The organism is Pseudoalteromonas sp. SR44-2, assembly GCF_014163745.1.
In the GTDB taxonomy this organism is placed as follows: domain Bacteria; phylum Pseudomonadota; class Gammaproteobacteria; order Enterobacterales; family Alteromonadaceae; genus Pseudoalteromonas; species Pseudoalteromonas distincta.
The window spans coordinates 62,161-82,419 of the sequence record NZ_JACJDW010000003.1; the positions used below are offsets into that span (position 1 = coordinate 62,161).

At 40.5% G+C, this 20,259-nt stretch carries 17 protein-coding genes; 10 read left to right on the forward strand and 7 right to left on the reverse strand.

What is annotated here, in order from left to right:
• The first annotated feature begins 37 nt into the window (after window positions 1-37).
• Together H5115_RS02695 and H5115_RS02700 are read left to right on the forward strand one after the other, a co-directional pair.
• Entirely contained in the window at window positions 38-1,420 is a 1,383-nt protein-coding gene (locus H5115_RS02695) for an amidohydrolase (protein ID WP_182753521.1), read from the forward strand.
• Window positions 1,421-1,432: 12 nt separating this feature from the next.
• Entirely contained in the window at window positions 1,433-2,680 is a 1,248-nt protein-coding gene (locus H5115_RS02700; RefSeq protein WP_138489161.1) for an amidohydrolase family protein, read from the forward strand.
• A gap of 283 nt (window positions 2,681-2,963) precedes the next feature.
• On the opposite strand, the gene H5115_RS02705 is transcribed toward H5115_RS02700, so the two are convergent.
• Together H5115_RS02705 and cspD are read right to left on the reverse strand one after the other, a co-directional pair.
• Entirely contained in the window at window positions 2,964-5,186 is a 2,223-nt protein-coding gene (locus H5115_RS02705; RefSeq protein ID WP_182673394.1) for an NADP-dependent isocitrate dehydrogenase, read from the reverse strand.
• A gap of 511 nt (window positions 5,187-5,697) precedes the next feature.
• Window positions 5,698-5,916, reverse strand: a complete 219-nt coding sequence (cspD, locus tag H5115_RS02710) for a cold shock domain-containing protein CspD (RefSeq protein ID WP_002962500.1) — start codon at window positions 5,914-5,916, stop codon at window positions 5,698-5,700.
• A 208-nt stretch (window positions 5,917-6,124) separates the two neighbouring features.
• Here cspD and clpS point away from each other — a divergent pair, with 208 nt between their 5' ends.
• Window positions 6,125-6,433 (forward strand): ATP-dependent Clp protease adapter ClpS, encoded by a 309-nt coding sequence (clpS, locus tag H5115_RS02715; protein ID WP_021032429.1) that lies wholly within the window; start codon window positions 6,125-6,127, stop codon window positions 6,431-6,433.
• Between the two features lie 93 nt (window positions 6,434-6,526).
• Window positions 6,527-8,788 (forward strand): ATP-dependent Clp protease ATP-binding subunit ClpA, encoded by a 2,262-nt coding sequence (gene clpA, locus H5115_RS02720; protein WP_182753523.1) that lies wholly within the window; start codon window positions 6,527-6,529, stop codon window positions 8,786-8,788.
• A 214-nt stretch (window positions 8,789-9,002) separates the two neighbouring features.
• Here the strand turns inward: clpA and infA are convergent, their stop codons facing one another.
• The 4 genes from infA to trxB form a co-directional block, all read right to left on the reverse strand.
• Window positions 9,003-9,221: a translation initiation factor IF-1 gene (gene infA / locus H5115_RS02725; RefSeq protein ID WP_002962494.1), complete on the reverse strand. Its 219-nt coding sequence runs from the start codon at window positions 9,219-9,221 to the stop codon at window positions 9,003-9,005.
• A gap of 90 nt (window positions 9,222-9,311) precedes the next feature.
• Complete coding sequence (locus H5115_RS02730; RefSeq protein ID WP_024606094.1) at window positions 9,312-10,016, reverse strand: arginyltransferase; 705 nt, start codon at window positions 10,014-10,016, stop codon at window positions 9,312-9,314.
• A complete protein-coding gene (gene aat, locus H5115_RS02735) occupies window positions 10,009-10,725 on the reverse strand; it encodes a leucyl/phenylalanyl-tRNA--protein transferase (RefSeq protein ID WP_182753525.1) in 717 nt (238 codons plus the stop codon). Before aat ends, H5115_RS02730 begins: the two co-directional genes overlap by 8 nt.
• Window positions 10,726-10,822: 97 nt before the next feature.
• Window positions 10,823-11,773, reverse strand: coding sequence for a thioredoxin-disulfide reductase (trxB, locus tag H5115_RS02740; protein ID WP_182753527.1), 951 nt, complete (start codon window positions 11,771-11,773; stop codon window positions 10,823-10,825).
• A 287-nt stretch (window positions 11,774-12,060) separates the two neighbouring features.
• Between trxB and pssA the strand changes: the two genes are divergently transcribed.
• Window positions 12,061-13,386, forward strand: a complete 1,326-nt coding sequence (gene pssA, locus H5115_RS02745) for a CDP-diacylglycerol--serine O-phosphatidyltransferase (RefSeq protein WP_002962483.1) — start codon at window positions 12,061-12,063, stop codon at window positions 13,384-13,386.
• Window positions 13,387-13,506: 120 nt separating this feature from the next.
• On the opposite strand, the gene ald is transcribed toward pssA, so the two are convergent.
• Entirely contained in the window at window positions 13,507-14,628 is a 1,122-nt protein-coding gene (gene ald / locus H5115_RS02750; protein WP_002962982.1) for an alanine dehydrogenase, read from the reverse strand.
• A 142-nt stretch (window positions 14,629-14,770) separates the two neighbouring features.
• Between ald and lrp the strand changes: the two genes are divergently transcribed.
• The 5 genes from lrp (at window position 14,771) to crcB (ending at window position 20,254) form a co-directional block, all read left to right on the forward strand.
• The gene (lrp, locus tag H5115_RS02755) at window positions 14,771-15,250 is read left to right on the forward strand and encodes a leucine-responsive transcriptional regulator Lrp (protein WP_007582985.1); all 480 of its coding nucleotides are present in this window, start codon (window positions 14,771-14,773) and stop codon (window positions 15,248-15,250) included.
• Between the two features lie 173 nt (window positions 15,251-15,423).
• The gene (locus H5115_RS02760; protein ID WP_182753529.1) at window positions 15,424-17,922 is read left to right on the forward strand and encodes a DNA translocase FtsK; all 2,499 of its coding nucleotides are present in this window, start codon (window positions 15,424-15,426) and stop codon (window positions 17,920-17,922) included.
• Window positions 17,919-18,545 (forward strand): outer membrane lipoprotein chaperone LolA, encoded by a 627-nt coding sequence (gene lolA / locus H5115_RS02765; protein ID WP_182753531.1) that lies wholly within the window; start codon window positions 17,919-17,921, stop codon window positions 18,543-18,545. Before H5115_RS02760 ends, lolA begins: the two co-directional genes overlap by 4 nt.
• Window positions 18,538-19,881, forward strand: coding sequence for a replication-associated recombination protein A (locus H5115_RS02770; RefSeq protein WP_182753533.1), 1,344 nt, complete (start codon window positions 18,538-18,540; stop codon window positions 19,879-19,881). The genes lolA and H5115_RS02770 overlap by 8 nt, the downstream gene beginning before the upstream one ends.
• Window positions 19,874-20,254, forward strand: coding sequence for a fluoride efflux transporter CrcB (gene crcB / locus H5115_RS02775; RefSeq protein ID WP_182753535.1), 381 nt, complete (start codon window positions 19,874-19,876; stop codon window positions 20,252-20,254). Before H5115_RS02770 ends, crcB begins: the two co-directional genes overlap by 8 nt.
• The last annotated feature ends 5 nt before the right edge of the window (window positions 20,255-20,259 follow it).

A 20,259-nucleotide genomic window follows, 5' to 3' on the forward strand; every position in this document is an offset into this window, starting at 1 on the left:
TCGCTAAAGTAGCAAAAAAACAGGAGATCCAAACAACATGCAAAAATTTGCACCTTCTTTATTAGCAGTTGGCTTAGCTGCTGCACTTGTAGGCTGCCAAGAAAACGGCCCGCAAGACGATAAAATAACAATTAACAAAAATCCTTACCCAAGTACTTATCAGCCAATTTCTACATCAAGCACTCTTATTACAAATGCAACAGTACTTACAGGTACTGGTGAGCGTTTAGATGAGGCTGATGTATTACTTGTCGACGGTAAAGTACAACAAGTTGGTAAAGACTTAACTGCTTCAGCTGATATTACAATTGATGCACAAGGCAAATGGGTAACACCGGGTATTATTGACGTACATTCACATTTAGGCGCATACCCAAGTCCGTCGGTTGAGTCGCATCAAGATGGTAACGAAATGACCAGCCCTAACACTGCAGAAGTTTGGGTTGAGCATTCTGTTTGGCCACAAGATCCAGGCTTTAATCGTGCACGCGAAGGCGGCATTACTTCTCTACAAATTTTACCAGGCTCAGCTAACTTATTTGGTGGACGCGGCGTTACGCTTAAAAATGTACCTGCACACACTATGCAAGGTATGAAATTTCCAGAGGCGCCGTACGGTTTAAAAATGGCGTGTGGTGAAAACCCTAAACGTGTTTATGGTCGACAAGGCGTGTTGCCTTCAACCCGTATGGGTAATATGGCAGGTTACCGTATGGCATGGGCTGAGGCCGCTGAATACAAACGTGCGTGGGATAAGTACGACGCCGATTATGAAGCCGGTTTAAACCCAGAAGCGCCAGTACGTGATATTAAACACGATACGCTTCGCGGTGTGCTTGAAGGCGAAGTACGTATTCATAATCATTGTTATAAAGCTGAAGAAATGGCAATGATGATTGACCTGTCAAAAGAATTTGGTTACCACGCAGGTACTTTTCATCACGGTGTAGAAGCATATAAAATTGCTGACTTACTTGCGCAAAATGGTTCGTGTGCTGCACTTTGGCCAGACTGGTGGGGCTTTAAAATGGAAGCCTACGACATGGTTCAAGAAAACGTAGCTATTGTTGATGCGGTTAAAAACTCGTGTGCAGTTGTTCACTCAGATTCAGATACTACTATTCAGCGTTTAAACCAAGAAGCGGGCAAGGTGATGTACCGAGCTAACGAAAATGGTTTTGATATTTCTGAGCAACACGCTATTAAATGGATCACGTCTAACGCTGCTAAATCGCTAGGTATTGATGACAAAACAGGTTCACTAGAAGCGGGTAAGCAGGGCGATGTTGTTATTTGGAATCAAAGCCCATTTAGTGTCTATGCTAAAGCTGAACAAGTGTTTGTTGATGGTGCAAAGGTTTACGATAGAAACGACAGCGCGTACCAAGCAACAAGTGATTTTATGTTAGGTCAACAATAAGGAGCACCCAGAATGAAAAATTTATCACGTTCGTTTTCGCTTTCTCTGGTTGCTGCAGGATTATTAGCATCTGGTGCTGTAAGCGCACAATCGCTAGCAATTATTAATGCAACATTGCATACGTCTTCTGATCAAGGTGTATTAGAAGCGGCAAGCATTGTAATGACAGATGGTAAAATCACAGCGATTAATCCAACTGAAATTAAAGTAGATCAAATTATTGATGCAAAGGGGCAAATTGTAACCCCTGGCTTTATAGCAAGTATTAATCAACTTGGTTTAGTTGAAGTAAGTGCAGTTGCAGGCTCTCGCGATGCAGGTGAGGAAAAAGCTGGTATTGATTTTGATGTAAGCCTTGCTTACAACGCACATTCAAGCTTAATTCCTTACGCTCGTAAAGGCGGCGTAACACGCGATGTAATTACTCCTCATGGCGGCGATAGCATTTTTTCAGGCCTTGCGAGTGTTGTTGATTTAAGTGGTAGTTTTGACAGCGACATGCAAAAACAAGCGGCTTTAATTGTTTACTTAGGTGAGCGTAGTAAAGGCTCACGTGCTTTTACTTTGCAAACACTGATTAATAAGCTTGATGAGCACAAAACTAAAGCCGGTAAAAAAGCGAAAAAAGATGACGACAAGCCAAGTACTGAAGATAAAGTAATGGCTAAAGTACTCAGTGGTGAAATGCCATTAGTGGTTGGCGTTTCGCGTGCAGCTGATATTATTGAGTTAATTAAAGTAAAAGAGCAATTTGGCATTAATTTAGTACTTAACGGCGCACAAGACGCTGTTGTAGTAAAAGAGCGCGTTGCTAAAGCAAATATTCCAGTGATTATTAGTGCAATGGATAGCTTACCAGGAAGCTTTGATTCGCTTCATGCAAGTTTAGATAATGCAAGTGTGCTTGAAAAAGCAGGCGTTAAAGTATTATTAACGGTAGGTGGTGATGCAAGTCACAATATTTATCAGCTGCGTTTTGATGCTGGTAATGCTGTGTCGTATGGTATGAGCCAAGAGGGTGCGTTAAAAGCGCTTACATCAAACGTTGCTGATGTATTTGGCATTAATGCAGGTAGCCTTGAAGTAGGCAAAGCTGCTGATGTAGTAATATGGAGTAATGACCCGTTTGAGTTAAGCAGCCATGTGAGCAAAATGTTTATTAATGGCGTTGAGGTTTCTACACAATCTCGTCAAGATAAACTGCGTGACCGTTATACGACAGATTCAAAAATGCCACGGGCTTATACCAACCCGCAATAATACTTAATCAATTTGAGGGATTAAATCTGACGGTAACTGCGTTAAAAATTTCTGATATAGAGCAACTAAATAACGAAATTTTTTCCTTGTTATCGACAAGATTTTCTTGCCTCAAAGTTGATCACTTAATTAAGCGAATTGGTATGATACTAAATAATTAATTAAATTAATTTGATTATTTTAAAGGCCGCTATTTTATAAATAGCGGCCTTTTTTACAAGATACAGACATAAAAAAGTCGCTTACTTTTACAAGTAAGCGGCTTTTAAATTTAAACCGATATTTATACTAATTTAGCAAGAATATCGTTAAATGTAGTGCTTGGACGCATTGCTTTAAAGGCTGCATCATCGTTAGGCTGGAAGTAACCGCCTAAATCAACTGCAGGGCCTTGCGCATCGTTAAGTTCACTTACGATTTGCTCTTTATTAGACTCAAGGTCACTAGCGATTTGAGTAAACTGTGCTTTAAGTTCACTGTCATCATTTTGCTTAGCAAGTTCTTGTGCCCAGAATAAAGATAGGAAGAAATGAGAACCACGGTTATCAATTTCTTTCACTTTACGTGACGGCGATTTGTTTTCAGCAAGGAACGTACCTGTTGCTTTATCTAGGGTATCAGCAAGTACTTGTGCCTTGTTGTTACCAGCAGTTACGCTTAAATGCTCAAGTGATGCAGCAAGTGCTAAAAATTCACCTAAAGAATCCCAACGTAAGTGGTTTTCTTTTTCGAATTGTTGAACATGCTTAGGTGCAGAACCACCCGCGCCAGTTTCAAATAAGCCACCACCGTTCATAAGTGGAACAATTGAAAGCATTTTAGCACTTGTACCCAATTCTAAAATTGGGAATAAATCTGTAAGGTAATCACGTAGTACGTTACCTGTTACAGAAATCGTGTCTTTACCTTCTTTAATACGTGCTAGTGAGAACAATGTTGCTTCAAGCGGTGCTAAAATTTGAATATCTAGGCCAGCTGTATCGTGATCTGGTAGGTATTTATTTACTTTTTTGATTAGCTGCGCATCATGTGCACGGTTTTCGTCTAACCAGAAAATAGCTGGAACGCCTGTTGCGCGTGCACGATTTACTGCAAGCTTAACCCAATCTTGAATTGGTGCGTCTTTAACCTGACACATACGCCAGATATCGCCTTGCTCAACATTGTGCTCAAGTAATGTATTACCATTTGCATCAACAACACGGATAGAACCGTCCGCTTTTGCTTCAAATGTTTTGTCGTGTGAACCGTATTCTTCAGCTTTTTGAGCCATAAGGCCAACGTTTGGAACGCTACCCATTGTTGTTGGATCAAACGCACCATTTTCTTTACAAAAATCGATAGTTGCTTGGTAAACACTTGAGTAACAGCGATCAGGAATTACAAAGCTAGTGTCTTGTAATTTACCATCGTTATTCCACATTTGACCGCTTGAACGGATTGCTGCAGGCATAGATGCATCGATGATCACGTCACTTGGTACGTGTAAGTTTGTAATACCACGGTCAGAATCAACCATAGCAATAGCAGGGCGGTTAGCATAAACAGCTTGAATATCTGCTTCAATTTCTTCGCGCTTAGCATCGTCTAATGTTTGAATTTTAGAATATACGTCGCCTAAACCATTATTTACATCAACACCTAGCTCTTCAAAAAGCTCGCCGTGTTTAGCAAATACATCTTTGTAGAATACTTTTACAGCGTGACCGAAGATGATTGGATCAGATACTTTCATCATTGTCGCTTTCATGTGAAGCGAGAACAAAACACCTTTTTCTTTAGCAGCGTCAATTTCTGCAGCTAAGAAAGCTTGAAGCTTAGAAGCGCTAATGCTTGATGCATCAATAACTTCGCCAGCTAAAAGAGGTGTGCTTTGTTTAAGAACAGTAACGTCACCGTTAGTTGCAACATGTTCAATACGCACATCAGTGGCTGTATCAACAGTTACTGATTTTTCTGAACCGAAGAAATCGCCTTCGCTCATACTTGCAACGTAAGACTGAGAATCTTTGCTCCACGCACCCATTGAATGTGGGTTGTTACGTGCATATTCTTTTACAGAGCCTGGCGCGCGACGATCTGAGTTACCTTCACGTAGTACAGGGTTTACTGCACTGCCTTTAATTTTGTCGTAAGCCGCTTGAATTGCTTTTTCTTCATCATTTTTAGGTTCAACAGGGTATTCTGGAAGAGCGTAACCTTTTGCTTGAAGCTCTTTAATTACAGCGCGAAGCTGTGGTACAGATGCACTGATGTTTGGTAATTTGATGATGTTTGCTTCTGGTGTTTTAGCAAGCTCGCCAAGTTCAGCAAGTGCATCACCAATGCGTTGTTCTTCTGTTAAATAATCAGGGAAGCTAGCAATTACACGACCTGCTAATGAAATGTCGCGAGTTTCAACTTCAACACCGGCCGCATTTGTATATGCTTGGATGATCGGTAGCAACGAATAAGTTGCTAGTGCCGGAGCTTCGTCCGTTTTTGTATAGATAATTTTTGATGTCATCATCATTCCTAGATAGTCGACCGATAAGGTCTTATTCAACAATGCAAAGAAAATCATTACTTATGAGTGAGTACATAGTATTAAACAAGTTAATAAACACGTACGCTCGTAATGAGTAGTTTGTTAGGTGTTGGTACTCAGCGTTGCTCTTTTATAAAAGCAGAATAGTCACACCTGACGAACTGGAATCGTATTTATAGCTAAAAAATTAACAAAAATAAATCAGCCTTTAGCCTAGTACATATAAAAGAGGCGATAAGGTGTTATGCGCAATTTTTAGCACCAAGAGTGTAACAAGCTTAAATAAAAAGGGCTAGAGTTTGAGCATGCCCAATAAGCAGTTAAACAATCAACTCTTAGAACATTGGGGTATATAAAATAAATTCAAGGAAAAGGGTTGAATTTGAATGAAAAGAGGCAATAAATAAGAGAAGAAGAGATAAGTTAGTATGCTTAAGGAATTAAGCGAGGATCTTAAAAGGTCGCTCGCTTTAGTCGAACAAAACAATCGTCACTCAATAATGTCACCATCTGGGGCAATATTTTTAGCGTGTAGGCCTTTAGGCCCTTGTTCTAATTCGAATGTTACATCTTGACCAGCTTTAAGCGTTTTATAGCCGTCCATTACAATTGTTGAGTAATGAGCGAAGATATCATTCTCGCAGCCGTCTTCTACGATGAAACCAAAACCTTTGGCGTTGTTGAACCATTTAACTTTACCACAAGCCATACTTCTACATCCTTCAATAAGTTGACTAATTTAGTTATTCTAAACCGTATAATTTGCTAGACTGACTAAGGTTTAATCAATCTATGTTTGACTGTAGTTTATTTAGCCAACCAGTCAAGTGTTTTGAGTTATTTTTTAACATTTTATTTATTTTTTATTCAAGTTTGCTTGAGTTACAAAGACAAGACTATATTTAATTATGAGTGGTATGAAAGATTCAGGTGTTATCGACACTGTTCGCGACAGTGAAAAGCAAAAGCTACAGCCGCCGCGAAAATATAAAGTTGTTTTAAATAACGACGACTACACGCCGATGGACTTCGTAATTGAAGTTTTAACGACGTTTTTTAATATGGATAGCGATAGAGCAACCGATGTGATGCTTCAGGTTCATGAAAAAGGTAAGGGTATTTGCGGTGTTTACAGCGCCGATGTTGCCTATACCAAAGTTGAACAAGTTAACCGTTACTCACGGGATAACGAGCATCCACTGCTTTGTAGTTGTGAGCAGGAATAATACCAATTTAATACAATTGGTATAAATACCAATTAGGGTGATCAAACATCCGATTGTTGTGGTATAAATTATTATCTCAGTAAGGGGTTGCCAATGCTAAACAAAGACTTAGAACTCACTTTAAATGCCGCGTTTCGTGAAGCGCGCACTCGCCGTCATGAGTTTATGACCGTAGAGCACCTTTTACTTGCGCTATTAGATAATCCTTCTGCAGGAGAAGCCTTAAACGCGTGTGGTGTTAATCTTTCAGGCTTAAAAACCGAATTATTAGAATTTATTGACGAAACAACACCCGTCATCCCAGATTTAGAAGAAGAGCGTGAAACTCAGCCAACGCTTGGTTTTCAGCGTGTATTACAACGTGCTGTTTTTCATGTGCAATCGTCAGGAAAAAACGAAGTGACGGGTGTCAATGTACTGGTCGCTATTTTTTCTGAGCAAGAGAGCCAAGCTGTTTATTTACTTAAAAAGCATGATGTATCGCGCTTAGATATAGTTAACTTTATTTCGCACGGTATTTCAAAAGCTGATGATGAACTAGGCGACGACAGCGATGATATACATGAAGAAGTGCAAGAAGTTCAAAACGAAGAAGCAAGTAAGCTAGACAGCTTTACAACTAACTTAAACGCTCAGGCTCGTGAAGGTAATATTGACCCACTGATTGGGCGCGACAGCGAAGTAGAGCGCACGGTACAAGTATTGTGTCGTCGTAAAAAGAATAACCCATTACTTGTTGGTGAAGCGGGCGTTGGTAAAACCGCCATTGCTGAAGGTTTAGCGTACCGTATTGTGAACGAGCAAGTACCAGAAGTAATTGCAGATGCAGTTGTGTACTCTCTAGATATGGGGGCATTGCTTGCCGGTACTAAATACCGTGGCGATTTTGAAAAGCGCTTTAAAAGCTTATTAAAAGAGCTTCAGGCACAACCTGGGTCTATTTTATTTATTGATGAAATACATACCATAATAGGTGCTGGCGCAGCGTCTGGTGGCGTTATGGACGCTTCAAACTTACTTAAACCACTTCTTTCAAGTGGTAAGTTACGTTGTATGGGTTCAACCACTTACAATGAGTATAAAAATATTTTTGAGAAAGACCGTGCATTAGTACGCCGTTTTCAAAAAATTGATGTACTTGAACCAAGTGTTGCCGATACCACTAAAATTTTAAATGGATTAAAAGAGCGTTACGAAGAGCACCACGGTATTCGCTACACTCAAAAAGCATTAAAAGCAGCTGCTGAACTTAGTGCTAAATACATTAATGAGCGCCACTTGCCAGATAAAGCAATTGATGTAATTGATGAAGCGGGAGCTAACCAACGTTTACAGCCTAGTTCTAAACGTAAAAAAACCATTGGTGTGGCTGATATAGAGCTAATAATATCGAAGATGGCACGTATTCCACCACAAAATGTGTCTTCAACAGATAAAGAGACGCTTAAAAATCTAGACCGAAATCTTAAAATGCTTGTGTTTGGACAAGATCAATCTATTGATGCACTTACATCGGCTATTCGTTTATCTCGCTCGGGTTTATCAAGCGAAGAAAAACCAGTGGGTTCGTTCTTGTTTGCAGGCCCAACAGGTGTTGGTAAAACAGAAGTAACTAAGCAACTTGCTAAATGTATGGGTGTTGAGTTTATTCGTTTTGATATGTCTGAGTATGTAGAGCGCCACGCAATCAGCCGACTAATTGGTGCTCCACCAGGATATGTTGGTTTTGAGCAAGGCGGGTTATTAACAGAAGCGGTTATTAAAAACCCACATGCGGTAGTGCTTTTAGATGAGATTGAAAAAGCGCATCCAGATATTTACAATATTTTACTGCAAGTTATGGATCACGGTACGTTAACCGATAATAACGGTCGTAAAGCTGATTTTAGAAATGTAGTGGTTGTAATGACTACCAATGCGGGCGTACAAGAAACTACGCGTAAGTCGATTGGTTTTACAGAGCAAGATCACACGCACGATGCAATGGGCGAAATTAATAAAGTTTTCTCGCCAGAATTTAGAAACCGTTTAGATAACATTATTTGGTTTAACCACCTTGAACGTGAAGTTATTTTACTGGTGGTTGATAAGTTTATTGTGGAACTGCAAGCTCAGCTTGATAAAAAATCGGTTAATCTTGAGCTTACGCCTAAAGCGCGTGAATGGCTCGCAGATAAAGGTTATGACAAGGCTATGGGTGCACGACCAATGGCACGTGTTATTCAAGAAGAGCTTAAAAAGCAATTAGCTAGTGAAATACTGTTTGGTGAACTTGTTGATGGCGGTACAGTTAAAGTATCGGTTAAAGACAAGAAGATCCGCTTTGATTACGAGAGCAATTTAACGCCAGCGTAAAACGTTAATTACACAACTAAGCTAAATAAAAATGGCCCGCTAAATAATAGCGGGCCATTTTTTTGCCATTTTTATAGGCAACAAAAAACCCAGTAAAAACTGGGTTTTTTGTTTATTAAATGTAATTGCTAGTCAATGTCTATCAATTACATTTAATAAACGCTTAAAGCTAGTAAAACACTAGCCAAAAACTAAATCTCGTTTACGCACTTACTTAGCGAGCACGGAATACGATACGACCCTTTGATAAATCGTAAGGAGTCATTTCTACCGTTACTTTATCGCCGGTTAAAATACGGATATAGTTTTTGCGCATTTTGCCTGAAATGTGAGCCACAACTACGTGACCATTTTCTAGCTCAACTCGGAACATTGTATTTGGTAAAGTATCAAGGACTGTCCCTTGCATTTCGATTACGTCTTCTTTCGCCATGTTTAGCGTAACACCTCTTTAATAGTTAAACGCTGCAGATTTTGCCCAAAATACACCAATAAGTAAAGGCGCAGGGGCTATATTTGCAAATTAAATAGCCACCCACTCATCATTGAGCTGTTTTTGAGCTGGTAAAAACTGAGTTTTGTACTTCATTTTATCGCATTCATCAATTTGATAGCCTAAGTACACGTATTGCTTATTTTGCTCTTTTGCAAATTTAAGCTGCTCTAATATCATCACAGAGCCTAAACTATAGTGTTCAAAGTCGGGGTCAAAAAAAGTATAAATTGCAGAAATAGAGCTGTTCATACAATCAGTTACGGCAACTGCGGCTAAAGTATCTTGGTGCCATAATTCAATAAATGTGATTTTGAGCCAACTGCAAAGTAAAAAGCTTTGAAACTGTTCTTTTTCAGGAGGATACATACTTCCATCCTGATGGCGCATCGTTATGTATTTACTATAAAGCGGATAATACTCAGGGCGTTCTTGCGTCGAGTATTTCACTTCAAACTGGTTTTTTGCTTTGTTTAGTTTACGTTTTTGCGATTTTGAAGGGATAAAGTCTTGTGCTAATACACGTACAGAATTACATGCACTGCATATTGGGCAGTGTGGACGGTATATTTGGTTACCACTGCGACGAAACCCTAAGCCTAATAATGACTCAAATTTGTCTGTGCTGTAGCAACTAGGATCTAGAATAACTAAAAGTTGCTCTTGTCTGTTGGGTAAATAACTACAGTCAAACTCTTGGGTTAAACCAACACGTGCAGGAAGTTGCTCATTCATAGATTGCGTCAAGTTCTTGTGGCTCCCACATAATAGGATTAATAATATAGTTATGTGCAGCTTTTAGTTTAGTCAAAAATGTTGAGCGGGGGATTACTTGTGCACCTAAGGTGATTAAATAAGGGTTTTCTAACTGGCAATCAATAAAATGCGCATTATGACGTTTAAGCCAATTTACCAGTGCCCACATAGCAAGTTTGGAGCAATTGGTTTGATGATGAAACATCGACTCGCCACAAAAAACACCATTTTGCATAATACCGTATAGGCCACCTGCAAGCTCTCCGTTACTCCACACCTCTAAACTGTGTGCAATGCCCGCATTGTGTGCATTAACGTAAGCGTTGAGCATGTCAGAGGTGATCCAAGTGCCATCGGTATCAAGGCGTTGATCCCGACAAGCTTCTATTACTTCCTCAAAAGCATTATTAATGGTTACTTTTACAGGGTGTTTTTTTAAATGCTTACGTAGGCTCTTACTTATATGAAAATCATCCAGTTCAAAAATCCCGCGTTCGCTTGGCGACCACCACATAATAGGTTCATCTTCGCTAAACCAAGGAAATATTCCGCTTTTGTAGGCATTACTTAGGCGAGGTAAACTTAAATCTCCGCCAATTGCTAACAAGCCATCAGGAGATTCTAATGCGTATTCCGGATTGGGGAATGCTATATCGGTTTCACTTAATTGGTATAGCTGATTTCTCATACAGTACTTATTTTATAATTGATCGTAAAAGTGTAACTATATTTTAGACATAAAAAAAGGGCTGAATAATCAGCCCTATTATAATTTATTTAATTGCTTATAAATTATCTAAGAAACGTTCTGCATCAAGGGCAGCCATACAGCCTGTACCCGCAGATGTGATTGCTTGACGGTAAATGTGGTCAGACACATCACCTGCAGCAAAAACGCCCTCTACACTTGTTTGAGTTGCGTTACCATTCAATCCAGACTCTACAACTAAGTAGCCATCTTTCATTTCTAGTTGGCCTTCAAACATATCTGTATTTGGCTTATGACCAATAGCAATAAATACACCGGCTAAATCTAGCTCTTGTGTTGCATCAGAGTGTGCATCTTTAATACGAATGCCAGTTACGCCCATTTGGTCGCCTAATACTTCGTCAAGCGTACGGTTGTAATGTAAAACAACGTTACCGTTAGCTGCTTTTTCAGCAAGACGGTCTGCAAGTATTTTTTCACTACGGAAACTATCACGGCGGTGAATAACATGCACTTCGTCAGCAATGTTAGATAAGTAAAGCGCTTCTTCAACTGCTGTATTACCACCACCAACAACCGCTACTTTCTGACCTTTATAGAAAAAGCCATCACATGTAGCACAGGCTGAAACGCCACGGCCTTGGAAATTAGTTTCAGACTCTAAGCCTAAGTATTTAGCAGAAGCACCTGTTGCAATGATTAACGCATCACATGTGTAAGTACCTTGGTCGCCAGTAAGTGTGAAAGGGCGCTTAGATACATCTACTTTATTGATGTGATCGAATATGATTTCAGTTTCAAAGCGCTCAGCGTGCTCTTTCATACGATCCATTAATGCAGGGCCCGTTAAGCCGTGTGCATCACCAGGCCAGTTTTCAACTTCAGTTGTGGTTGTTAATTGGCCACCTTGTTGAATGCCTGTAATTAAAACAGGGTTTAAATTTGCACGTGCTGCATATACTGCGGCAGTATAACCAGCTGGGCCAGAGCCTAAAATTAGTAGCTTACAATGTTTTGCTTCAGTCATTATTTTTTCCTAAACGTTTAATACGGTCTTTAATGCGCTCGATTCTAAGAAAATCAAGGCGGATGTAAACAAAATCCGCGATTATTTTTTTTCGCAAATCGAAAAGCTGTGCAGTATTGTGTACTAGAGCTCAGTACTTTTACAGTTAAAACACATAAGTAGCTCAATAAATAGACTAACAGGCAACAAAACAGCGTTAATTCATGACCCCTTTGATTTTTTTTGTTATGTTTTACCTAATTTTATTTGTCACTGATAGATTATGTGACCTAAGCGAATAGGCAACTATGTTATTTTGGCAGGAAAAACCCGCATTCGGGTTGACTTCAAAAGACGTTAACGTCTTAACCAATGCGCAAGATTACCGAACGCAATTGCTACGTTTGATAGCTAATGCAAAAAAACGAATTTATATCACAGCGCTTTATTTACAGGATGACGAAGCAGGTCGCGAGATTTTAGAAGCCCTGCATCGAGTATCATTAGAGAACCCTGCGCTTGATGTAAAAGTGCTGGTGGATTTTCATCGTGCGCAACGTGGTTTAATTGGTGCAGAGAAATCTGATGGTAACGCAAGTTTATATTGTGACGATTTAGAAAAGTTTAAATCGAACGTGCAAGTTTATGGCGTACCTGTAAAAGCTAAAGAATTATTTGGCGTATTACATTTAAAGGGTTTTGTCATTGACGATACCTTACTTTACAGTGGCGCAAGCTTAAACAACGTGTATTTGCAATATAACGAGCGTTACAGACTCGATCGTTACTTTTTAATAACGCAGAGCGAGCTGTGTGACTCAGTGGTTGATTTTATTGAGACAAAGCTAATTAGCTCCGTTGCTGTGCCACGCATAGACACACGACCGCTTAAGCGTTTACACGACTTCAAACTTGATCAAAAGCAATTAATGCGTGATTTAAAAGTCGCAAGTTACAACGCAGCAGAGCAACTGAATACGCAAGCATTAGGTATTCGTTTGTTTTTAGGGCTTGGTCGTCGTAATAACGAATTAAATCGTTTAATAAAAGCGTTATTTGATACCACAGAGCAAGAGCTTGTGTTGTATACGCCATACTTTAATTTTCCGGCGCCACTTATGCGATCACTGCGCCGATTATTAAAGCAAGGCAAGCAAGTTACGATTGTGGTAGGGGATAAAACAGCTAATGACTTTTATTTACCGCCAAGCGAGCCGTTTAGTAAAATAGGGGCATTACCTTATTTATACGAAACTATTTTACATAAGTTTGTAAAAACGCAAAAACGCCATATCGATAACGGTAATTTAAATGTGTATCTGTGGAAAGATGAAAGTAATTCGTTTCATTTAAAAGGTATTTGTTCAGATAGAACAAAACATTTACTGAGCGGGCATAACTTAAATCCGCGTGCATGGGGTCTTGATATCGAAAACGGTATTTTAATAGAAGATCCAGAGCAAACAATTATGGATGCTATTGATAACGAAAAGCAGGAAATTTTACAACACTGCCGCCGTTTAACAGGTCCAGATGATTTAGAAACAATGGATGATTACCCGCAGCCAGTTAAAAAACTACTAGGCCAAGCTAAGCGCGTAAAAGTAGATTTTATAATTAAGCGTTTTATCTAAATAAGTTTATATAAATCTGAAATTTAAATACAAAAAAAGCAGCTAATTAGCTGCTTTTTTTTATGGGTTGTAGTTAGGTTACTATATTATTTAATACCAACCTAACTACGAAACGCTAAATTATGCGTTTTCTACTGCTGTGCGTGGGTCAACATATTCCATGTTGAACGCTTCAGCTACTTCTTTGTAAGTTACTTGGCCTTTAATTACGTTTAAGCCTTTTAAGAAGTGAGCGTCATCTAGTAGCGCCTTTTTATAACCTTTGTTTGCAAGGTTAATGATGAAAGGCAATGTTGCATTGTTAAGTGCAAACGTAGATGTGCGTGGAACAGCACCTGGCATGTTAGCAACACAGTAGTGAACAACTTCATCTACGATGAAAGTTGGATCAGCATGCGTAGTTGCTTTAGAAGTAGCAATACAGCCACCTTGGTCGATTGCAACGTCAACAATTGCAGAACCAGGTTTCATTGCTTTAATGTGCTCAGCAGTTACTAGTTTAGGTGCAGCTGCACCAGGGATCAGTACACCACCGATTACTAAATCAGCTTCTAGTACGTGTTTTTCTAGTGCATCAGCAGTTGAGTAAATAGCTTTAACTTTATTACCAAATTGCGCGTCTAGTGCACGTAATACGTCGATGTTACGATCAAGAACGACAACTTCAGCACCAAGACCAACAGCCATTTGAGCTGCGCTACGACCAACCATGCCGCCGCCAATTACAACAACTTTAGCAGCTTCAACGCCAGGTACGCCACCTAGTAGCATGCCACGACCGTGGTTAGATTTTTCTAGCGCTTGTGCACCAGCTTGAATAGACATACGACCAGCAACTTCGCTCATAGGAGCAAGAAGCGGTAAACCACCGCGTGAGTCAGTTACAGTTTCGTATGCAATACAAATAGCTTTGCTTTTTACAAGGTCTTCAGTTTGTGGAAGATCAGGTGCAAGGTGTAAGTAAGTAAAAAGAATTTGGTCTTCACGTAGCATTGCACGTTCAACAGCTTGCGGCTCTTTTACTTTTACAATCATGTCTGCTTTAGCGAAAACATCAGCAGCAGTTGCTAAAATTTCAGCACCCGCTTGTGTGTAATCTTCGTTAGTAAAACCAATGCCCATGCCTGCATCAGTTTCTACAATCACTTGGTGACCGTGGTTTACTAATTCACGAACACTTGCAGGAACCATACCTACACGGTATTCATGGTTTTTAATTTCTTTAGGAACACCAATAATCATATCATTTGCCTTATTAAGAACGGATTAACATTTTCCACTATTATATTCATCATAAGCCCGTGTGTCTCACCTTTTTTAAACTCAAATCTAGTGTTATCATCTAGATAATAAAAGTAAACAGCATAAAAAACTAGTAGGCACTATGCATCAATTATTAGATAGAATTGACCGTAAAATTTTAATGGAATTACAACACGATGGACGCTTGTCGAACGTAGAACTGGCCAGACGAGTTGGCCTAAGCGCCACGCCCTGCTTGGAGCGAGTAAAAAAGCTAGAACGAGAAGGTTATATACTTGGCTATAAAGCGGTGGTCGATCCCGCTAAGCTTGGGCAAGGTTTATCTGTGTACGTAGAAGTAACGATTACTAAAACATCTCCCGACGTATTTGATGAGTTTAGTGCTGCGGTTAAAAAGCACGAAGAAATTATTGAATGTCATTTAGTATCGGGTAATTTTGATTTTTTACTTAAAACGCGCGTAAATGATATGTCAGAATACCGTGGCGTATTAGGCGACATACTATTGAAACTGCCAAATGTAAGTGAAAGCCGAACTTATGTAGTAATGGAAGAAGTAAAAGGTGAAGAAGGCGTAATTATTCGTCCTTATATTACTTGAGGTTATTTATATTAACTGCGTCATTTGCTTATATAAGCTCAAATTATAAAAACTTGTTCATAATCAGGCCATCAAGGTTAAGATAAAGTGCAACAAATTGCATTTCCTGCTAAGGTATTTCACTGCTAAGTAAGTGTGAATAAAAATAGAATAATAAAGAGGAATAGGGAACTATGCGCCTAAACGGTGTGCAAAGACTATTAGAAACAGGGCTGATTATCAGTACCTTTACGGCAATATTTATTTTATGTGCCTTGATCAGCTTTGATCCAGCAGATGCTGCATGGTCGCAAACTAGTTTTAGCGAAGTAAGCAACATCACAGGAGCAGCCGGTGCATGGATAGCCGACATTTTATTACTCACCTTTGGTTGGTTGGCTTACTTAGTGCCAGCGGCCATTCAGCTATTTGGCTACTTGCTATTTAAACAACCTCACCGCATTTTACAGCTTGATTACACTACCTTAGCGCTGCGAGTTATTGGTTTTGCTTTATTTATTACCTCAGCTACCGCTATTAGTAGTATTAATTTCGACGATATTTATAACTTTTCATCGGGTGGGGTAGTGGGCGATGTTATTGCATCAGCCATGATGCCTGCGTTTAACTTTACCGGTACATCTATATTATTGCTGTGTTTCTTTTTTGCAGGGCTTACCTTATTGACGGGAGTATCGTGGGTTGATTTTGTAGATTACCTTGGCGATTTAATGGTTAGGCTTTATCGCTATGTTGTATCGTATGCAAAAGGCTGGATGCACCGAGAACACACTGCAGGTAAAGTAAATAATAACGATGAAGCAGACGCCCATTTTGAAGACGATATAAAAGAGCAAATAGAGCTGCCTGCATCAGCTAAAAAAGCAGATAAACAAAAAGCAATAGATAAGCCTCAAACACCATTTAGTGAACCAGAAATGAGTGATGACTTTATGCCGTTTGATGAACTTGACGATATACTCGATCAAGAAATTGGCTTTAGCGCAATAGATGACGAACCAATGGACACGGCTGCTGCATTAAATGCGCTTGATCAAAGCCCAGTTGTGGAGCCTGAAAAACCAGTTACAACGGTGGTATCGCCAGCAAGACCAATGCCTAAACCAAAAGCGCAATATCAACCACCGCCAACGGCAAAAGAAAAGTTTGAGCAATTATTAACGCAAGAGCCACCACCAGGGCCATTACCATCGCTCGATTTACTCGACAGACCGGATAAAGCTAAAAACCCAATTTCGCAAGAAGAGCTTGATAGCGTATCGCGCCTAGTAGAGACAAAACTTCTCGACTTCAATGTACAAGCAACCGTAGTAGCGGTATACCCAGGTCCCGTTGTTACGCGTTTTGAGCTAGATTTAGCGCCAGGTATAAAAGTTTCTAAAATCACAGGCTTAGCTAAAGATTTGGCCCGTTCGCTTTCGGCAATTAGTGTACGTGTTGTAGAAGTTATTCCAGGTAAAACCTATGTTGGTATTGAGCTTCCAAATAAACACCGTGAAATAGTTCGTTTATCAGAAGTTATAAACGCCCCTAAATTTGAGCAAAATCCGTCGCCACTTACCATGGTGCTTGGTAAAGACATTGCTGGTCAGCCGGTATGTGCTGATTTAGGTAAAATGCCACATTTATTGGTAGCCGGTACAACTGGTTCAGGTAAATCAGTGGGCGTTAATGTCATGATAGTAAGCTTGCTTTACAAATCGGGTCCTGACGATGTACGTATGATTATGATTGACCCTAAAATGCTTGAGCTTTCAGTATACGAAGGCATTCCGCATTTATTGTGTGAAGTAGTTACCGATATGAAAGAAGCCGCTAACGCACTGCGTTGGTGTGTAGGCGAAATGGAACGTCGTTATAAATTAATGTCAGCATTGGGTGTGCGTAACTTAAAAGGTTACAACCAAAAAGTGCTTGAAGCCAATGAAGCGGGTTACCCGATTCTTGATCCATTATTTAAAGACACCGATGGCATGAAGGAAGGCCCCGACGAGCTAGGTAAATTACCAAGTATCGTTGTAGTAATAGACGAATTTGCCGACATGATGATGATTGTAGGTAAAAAAGTAGAAGAGCTAATTGCACGTATTGCTCAAAAAGCACGTGCGGCAGGGATTCACTTAGTGCTTGCTACGCAGCGCCCATCGGTTGATGTAATTACCGGCTTAATTAAAGCTAATATTCCAACACGTATGGCGTTTCAGGTATCGAGCAAAATAGATTCACGGACAATACTCGACCAGCAAGGTGCAGAAAACTTACTAGGCATGGGCGACATGCTTTATTTACCGCCAGGCACTAGCGTACCAGAGCGTGTGCATGGCGCGTTTGTAGACGACCATGAAGTACACGCCGTAGTAAACGATTGGAAAGCACGTGCTAAACCAAATTACATTGACGAAATACTCAATGGCGATGCCACTGAAGATATTTTATTACCGGGTGAGGCTAGCGAAAATGCAGATGAAGAATCTGACCCGTTATACGACGAAGCTGTGTCGTTTGTAATTGAAACCGGCAAAGTATCTGTATCGTCAGTGCAACGTAAATTACGTGTTGGCTACAACCGCGCAGCACGTTTAGTAGAACAAATGGAAACATCGGGTATCGTGAGTTCACCAGGTCATAACGGTGCTCGCGATGTATTAGTACCTAATGGAGCAAATTCATGAAAAAAGTTAACGCCTTATTATTAGTGTTAGGCAGCGTACTTGCCGCACCGAGCTTTGCTGACGACAGCCAAGCATTACAAGACAGACTTGCCACTTTAAAAAGCTTTAAAGCGCAGTTTGCACAACAAGTAACAGACAAAGAAGGCCAAGCAGTTATGCAAGGCGAGGGTACAATAGCGCTTCAACAGCCTATGATGATTCGCTGGCAGCAAACTAATCCAGACGATACGTTATTTGTATCAAACGGTGATAAAACATTTTACTTCGACAGCTTTGCTGAGCAAGTAACGATTATGAAAACCAGCAGCCTAATCGACTCAACACCATTTGTGCTACTGACATCAAAAGACCCAGCACAGTGGGAAAAATACAGCGTACTTGCTACAAGTACAGGCTTTAGCGTAACGCCAAATAAAGGCGTAGAAAGCCAAGTAGAACAACTTGATATAGCATTTGCGGGTAACGAGCAAGGGCTTGCTAAACTAGTGGTTACCGACAACTCAGGGCAGCTATCGTCATTTACGTTTAACAATGCCCAAGTTAATACACCGCTTGACCAAAGCACTTTTGAATTTACGCCTCCTGAAGGTGTTGAAATAGACGATCAGAGTAACGGTGAGTAATTTAGGTTTTAATTTTGGGCCCGATGTACGCCCACTTGCTGCGCGTATGCGCCCTACAACGCTTGATGAATACATTGGTCAGCAGCACTTATTAAGCGCTGATAAACCACTGCATCAAGCCATTGTCGCGGGGCGATGCCATAGTTTAATTTTATGGGGTCCGCCTGGTGTTGGTAAAACAACACTTGCGCAAATAATTGCCAACCATGCTGATGCCTCACTTATTCAAATGTCGGCGGTAACTGCAGGCGTAAAAGATATACGCGACAGCGTAACGCAAGCGCGGGACAACCTAGAAAGCCGTGGCCAACGCACCCTTATGTTTGTTGACGAAGTTCATCGCTTTAATAAATCCCAACAAGATGCCTTTTTACCGCACATAGAAGACGGCACCTTTATATTTGTGGGTGCAACCACCGAAAACCCATCGTTTGCCCTTAACAACGCTATATTGTCGCGTGCACGCGTGTATGTTTTAAAATCGCTTGCCGATACCGACTTATACACCGTAATAGAGCGCGCACTGAAACAAGACGAGCAGCTAAGCCAAAAACACATCACTATTGCCGACAACGCTAAAAAGGCACTGTGCCAAGCAAGTGGCGGCGATGCGCGTAAAGTACTTAATTTACTTGAACAAGCAGTTGACTTAACGTCCGAGCAAAACGGTCAATACAACGTAGATGAGCACGTACTTAGCCAAGTGCTACCAACACATTTAGCTAAATACGATAAAGGCGGAGATGAGTTTTACGATTTAATATCTGCCTTTCATAAATCAGTACGAGGTAGCTCCCCCGACGGTGCACTGTATTGGTATTGCCGAATTTTAGCCGGTGGCGGCGACCCTTTATATGTTGCAAGGCGTTTACTTGCCATAGCTACAGAAGACATTGGTAACGCCGATCCGCGTGCGATGGAAGTAGCCTTAAATGCGTGGGATATATTTCAACGTGTTGGCCCAAGCGAGGGCGAGCGTGCAATTGCACAAGCCACTCTATATTTAGCCAGCGCACCTAAAAGTAATGCAGTTTATATGGCGTTTAATCAAGCAAAAGCAGATGCCAAAAACGAGCCAAGTTATCCCGTACCAGAGCATTTACGTAATGCCCCAACCAACTTAATGAAAGACTTAGGGTATGGCGCTGAGTATCGCTATGCGCATAACGAAGAAGGTGCATTTGCCGCAGGTGAAAAATATTTACCACCAGAGATGGACGGCAAAGAATATTACTTACCGAGCGAGCGCGGCCTTGAGCAAAAAATTAAACAAAAACTCGATTACCTAAAAGAGCGCGATGCGCAAAGCCCACTTAAACGGTACGAAAATGATTAAACTTTATATGATGATCGCCCTTGGCGGCGCCTCAGGAGCCTGTTTACGGTTTTTTATTAGCGAAAGCATGCTAAAACTCCTCGGTAGGGGATTCCCTTTTGGCACGTTGACGGTTAATATTCTGGGTTCATTGTTAATGGGCATTTTGTACGGTTTGATAGATAAAGAAATTATCACCGCTAGCCCCGCCAAAACTCTTATCGGTATTGGCTTTTTAGGTGCATTAACCACCTTTTCAACATTCTCAATGGACTCGTTGTTGTTATTACAACAAGGTCACTTTATTAAAATGGCCCTCAATATCATCTTAAACGTGATGGTGTGTATTCTTATGGCTTGGCTGGGCCTTCAGCTAGTAATGCAAAAAGGTTAAAAAAC

Bases quoted from the DNA above. Each gene is read 5' to 3' on its own strand.
- aat (WP_182753525.1), bottom strand. From the start codon at position 10,725: ATGAGAAATCAGCTATACCAATTAAGTGAAACCGATATAGCATTCCCC.
- H5115_RS02700 (WP_138489161.1), top strand. From the start codon at position 1,433: ATGAAAAATTTATCACGTTCGTTTTCGCTTTCTCTGGTTGCTGCAGGA.
- H5115_RS02760 (WP_182753529.1), top strand. From the start codon at position 15,424: ATGCGCCTAAACGGTGTGCAAAGACTATTAGAAACAGGGCTGATTATC.
- lrp (WP_007582985.1), top strand. From the start codon at position 14,771: ATGCATCAATTATTAGATAGAATTGACCGTAAAATTTTAATGGAATTA.
- pssA (WP_002962483.1), top strand. From the start codon at position 12,061: ATGTTATTTTGGCAGGAAAAACCCGCATTCGGGTTGACTTCAAAAGAC.
- H5115_RS02695 (WP_182753521.1), top strand. From the start codon at position 38: ATGCAAAAATTTGCACCTTCTTTATTAGCAGTTGGCTTAGCTGCTGCA.
- infA (WP_002962494.1), bottom strand. From the start codon at position 9,221: ATGGCGAAAGAAGACGTAATCGAAATGCAAGGGACAGTCCTTGATACT.
- clpA (WP_182753523.1), top strand. From the start codon at position 6,527: ATGCTAAACAAAGACTTAGAACTCACTTTAAATGCCGCGTTTCGTGAA.
- trxB (WP_182753527.1), bottom strand. From the start codon at position 11,773: ATGACTGAAGCAAAACATTGTAAGCTACTAATTTTAGGCTCTGGCCCA.
- cspD (WP_002962500.1), bottom strand. From the start codon at position 5,916: ATGGCTTGTGGTAAAGTTAAATGGTTCAACAACGCCAAAGGTTTTGGT.
- clpS (WP_021032429.1), top strand. From the start codon at position 6,125: ATGAAAGATTCAGGTGTTATCGACACTGTTCGCGACAGTGAAAAGCAA.
- lolA (WP_182753531.1), top strand. From the start codon at position 17,919: ATGAAAAAAGTTAACGCCTTATTATTAGTGTTAGGCAGCGTACTTGCC.
- crcB (WP_182753535.1), top strand. From the start codon at position 19,874: ATGATTAAACTTTATATGATGATCGCCCTTGGCGGCGCCTCAGGAGCC.
- ald (WP_002962982.1), bottom strand. From the start codon at position 14,628: ATGATTATTGGTGTTCCTAAAGAAATTAAAAACCATGAATACCGTGTA.
- H5115_RS02730 (WP_024606094.1), bottom strand. From the start codon at position 10,016: ATGAATGAGCAACTTCCTGCACGTGTTGGTTTAACCCAAGAGTTTGAC.
- H5115_RS02705 (WP_182673394.1), bottom strand. From the start codon at position 5,186: ATGACATCAAAAATTATCTATACAAAAACGGACGAAGCTCCGGCACTA.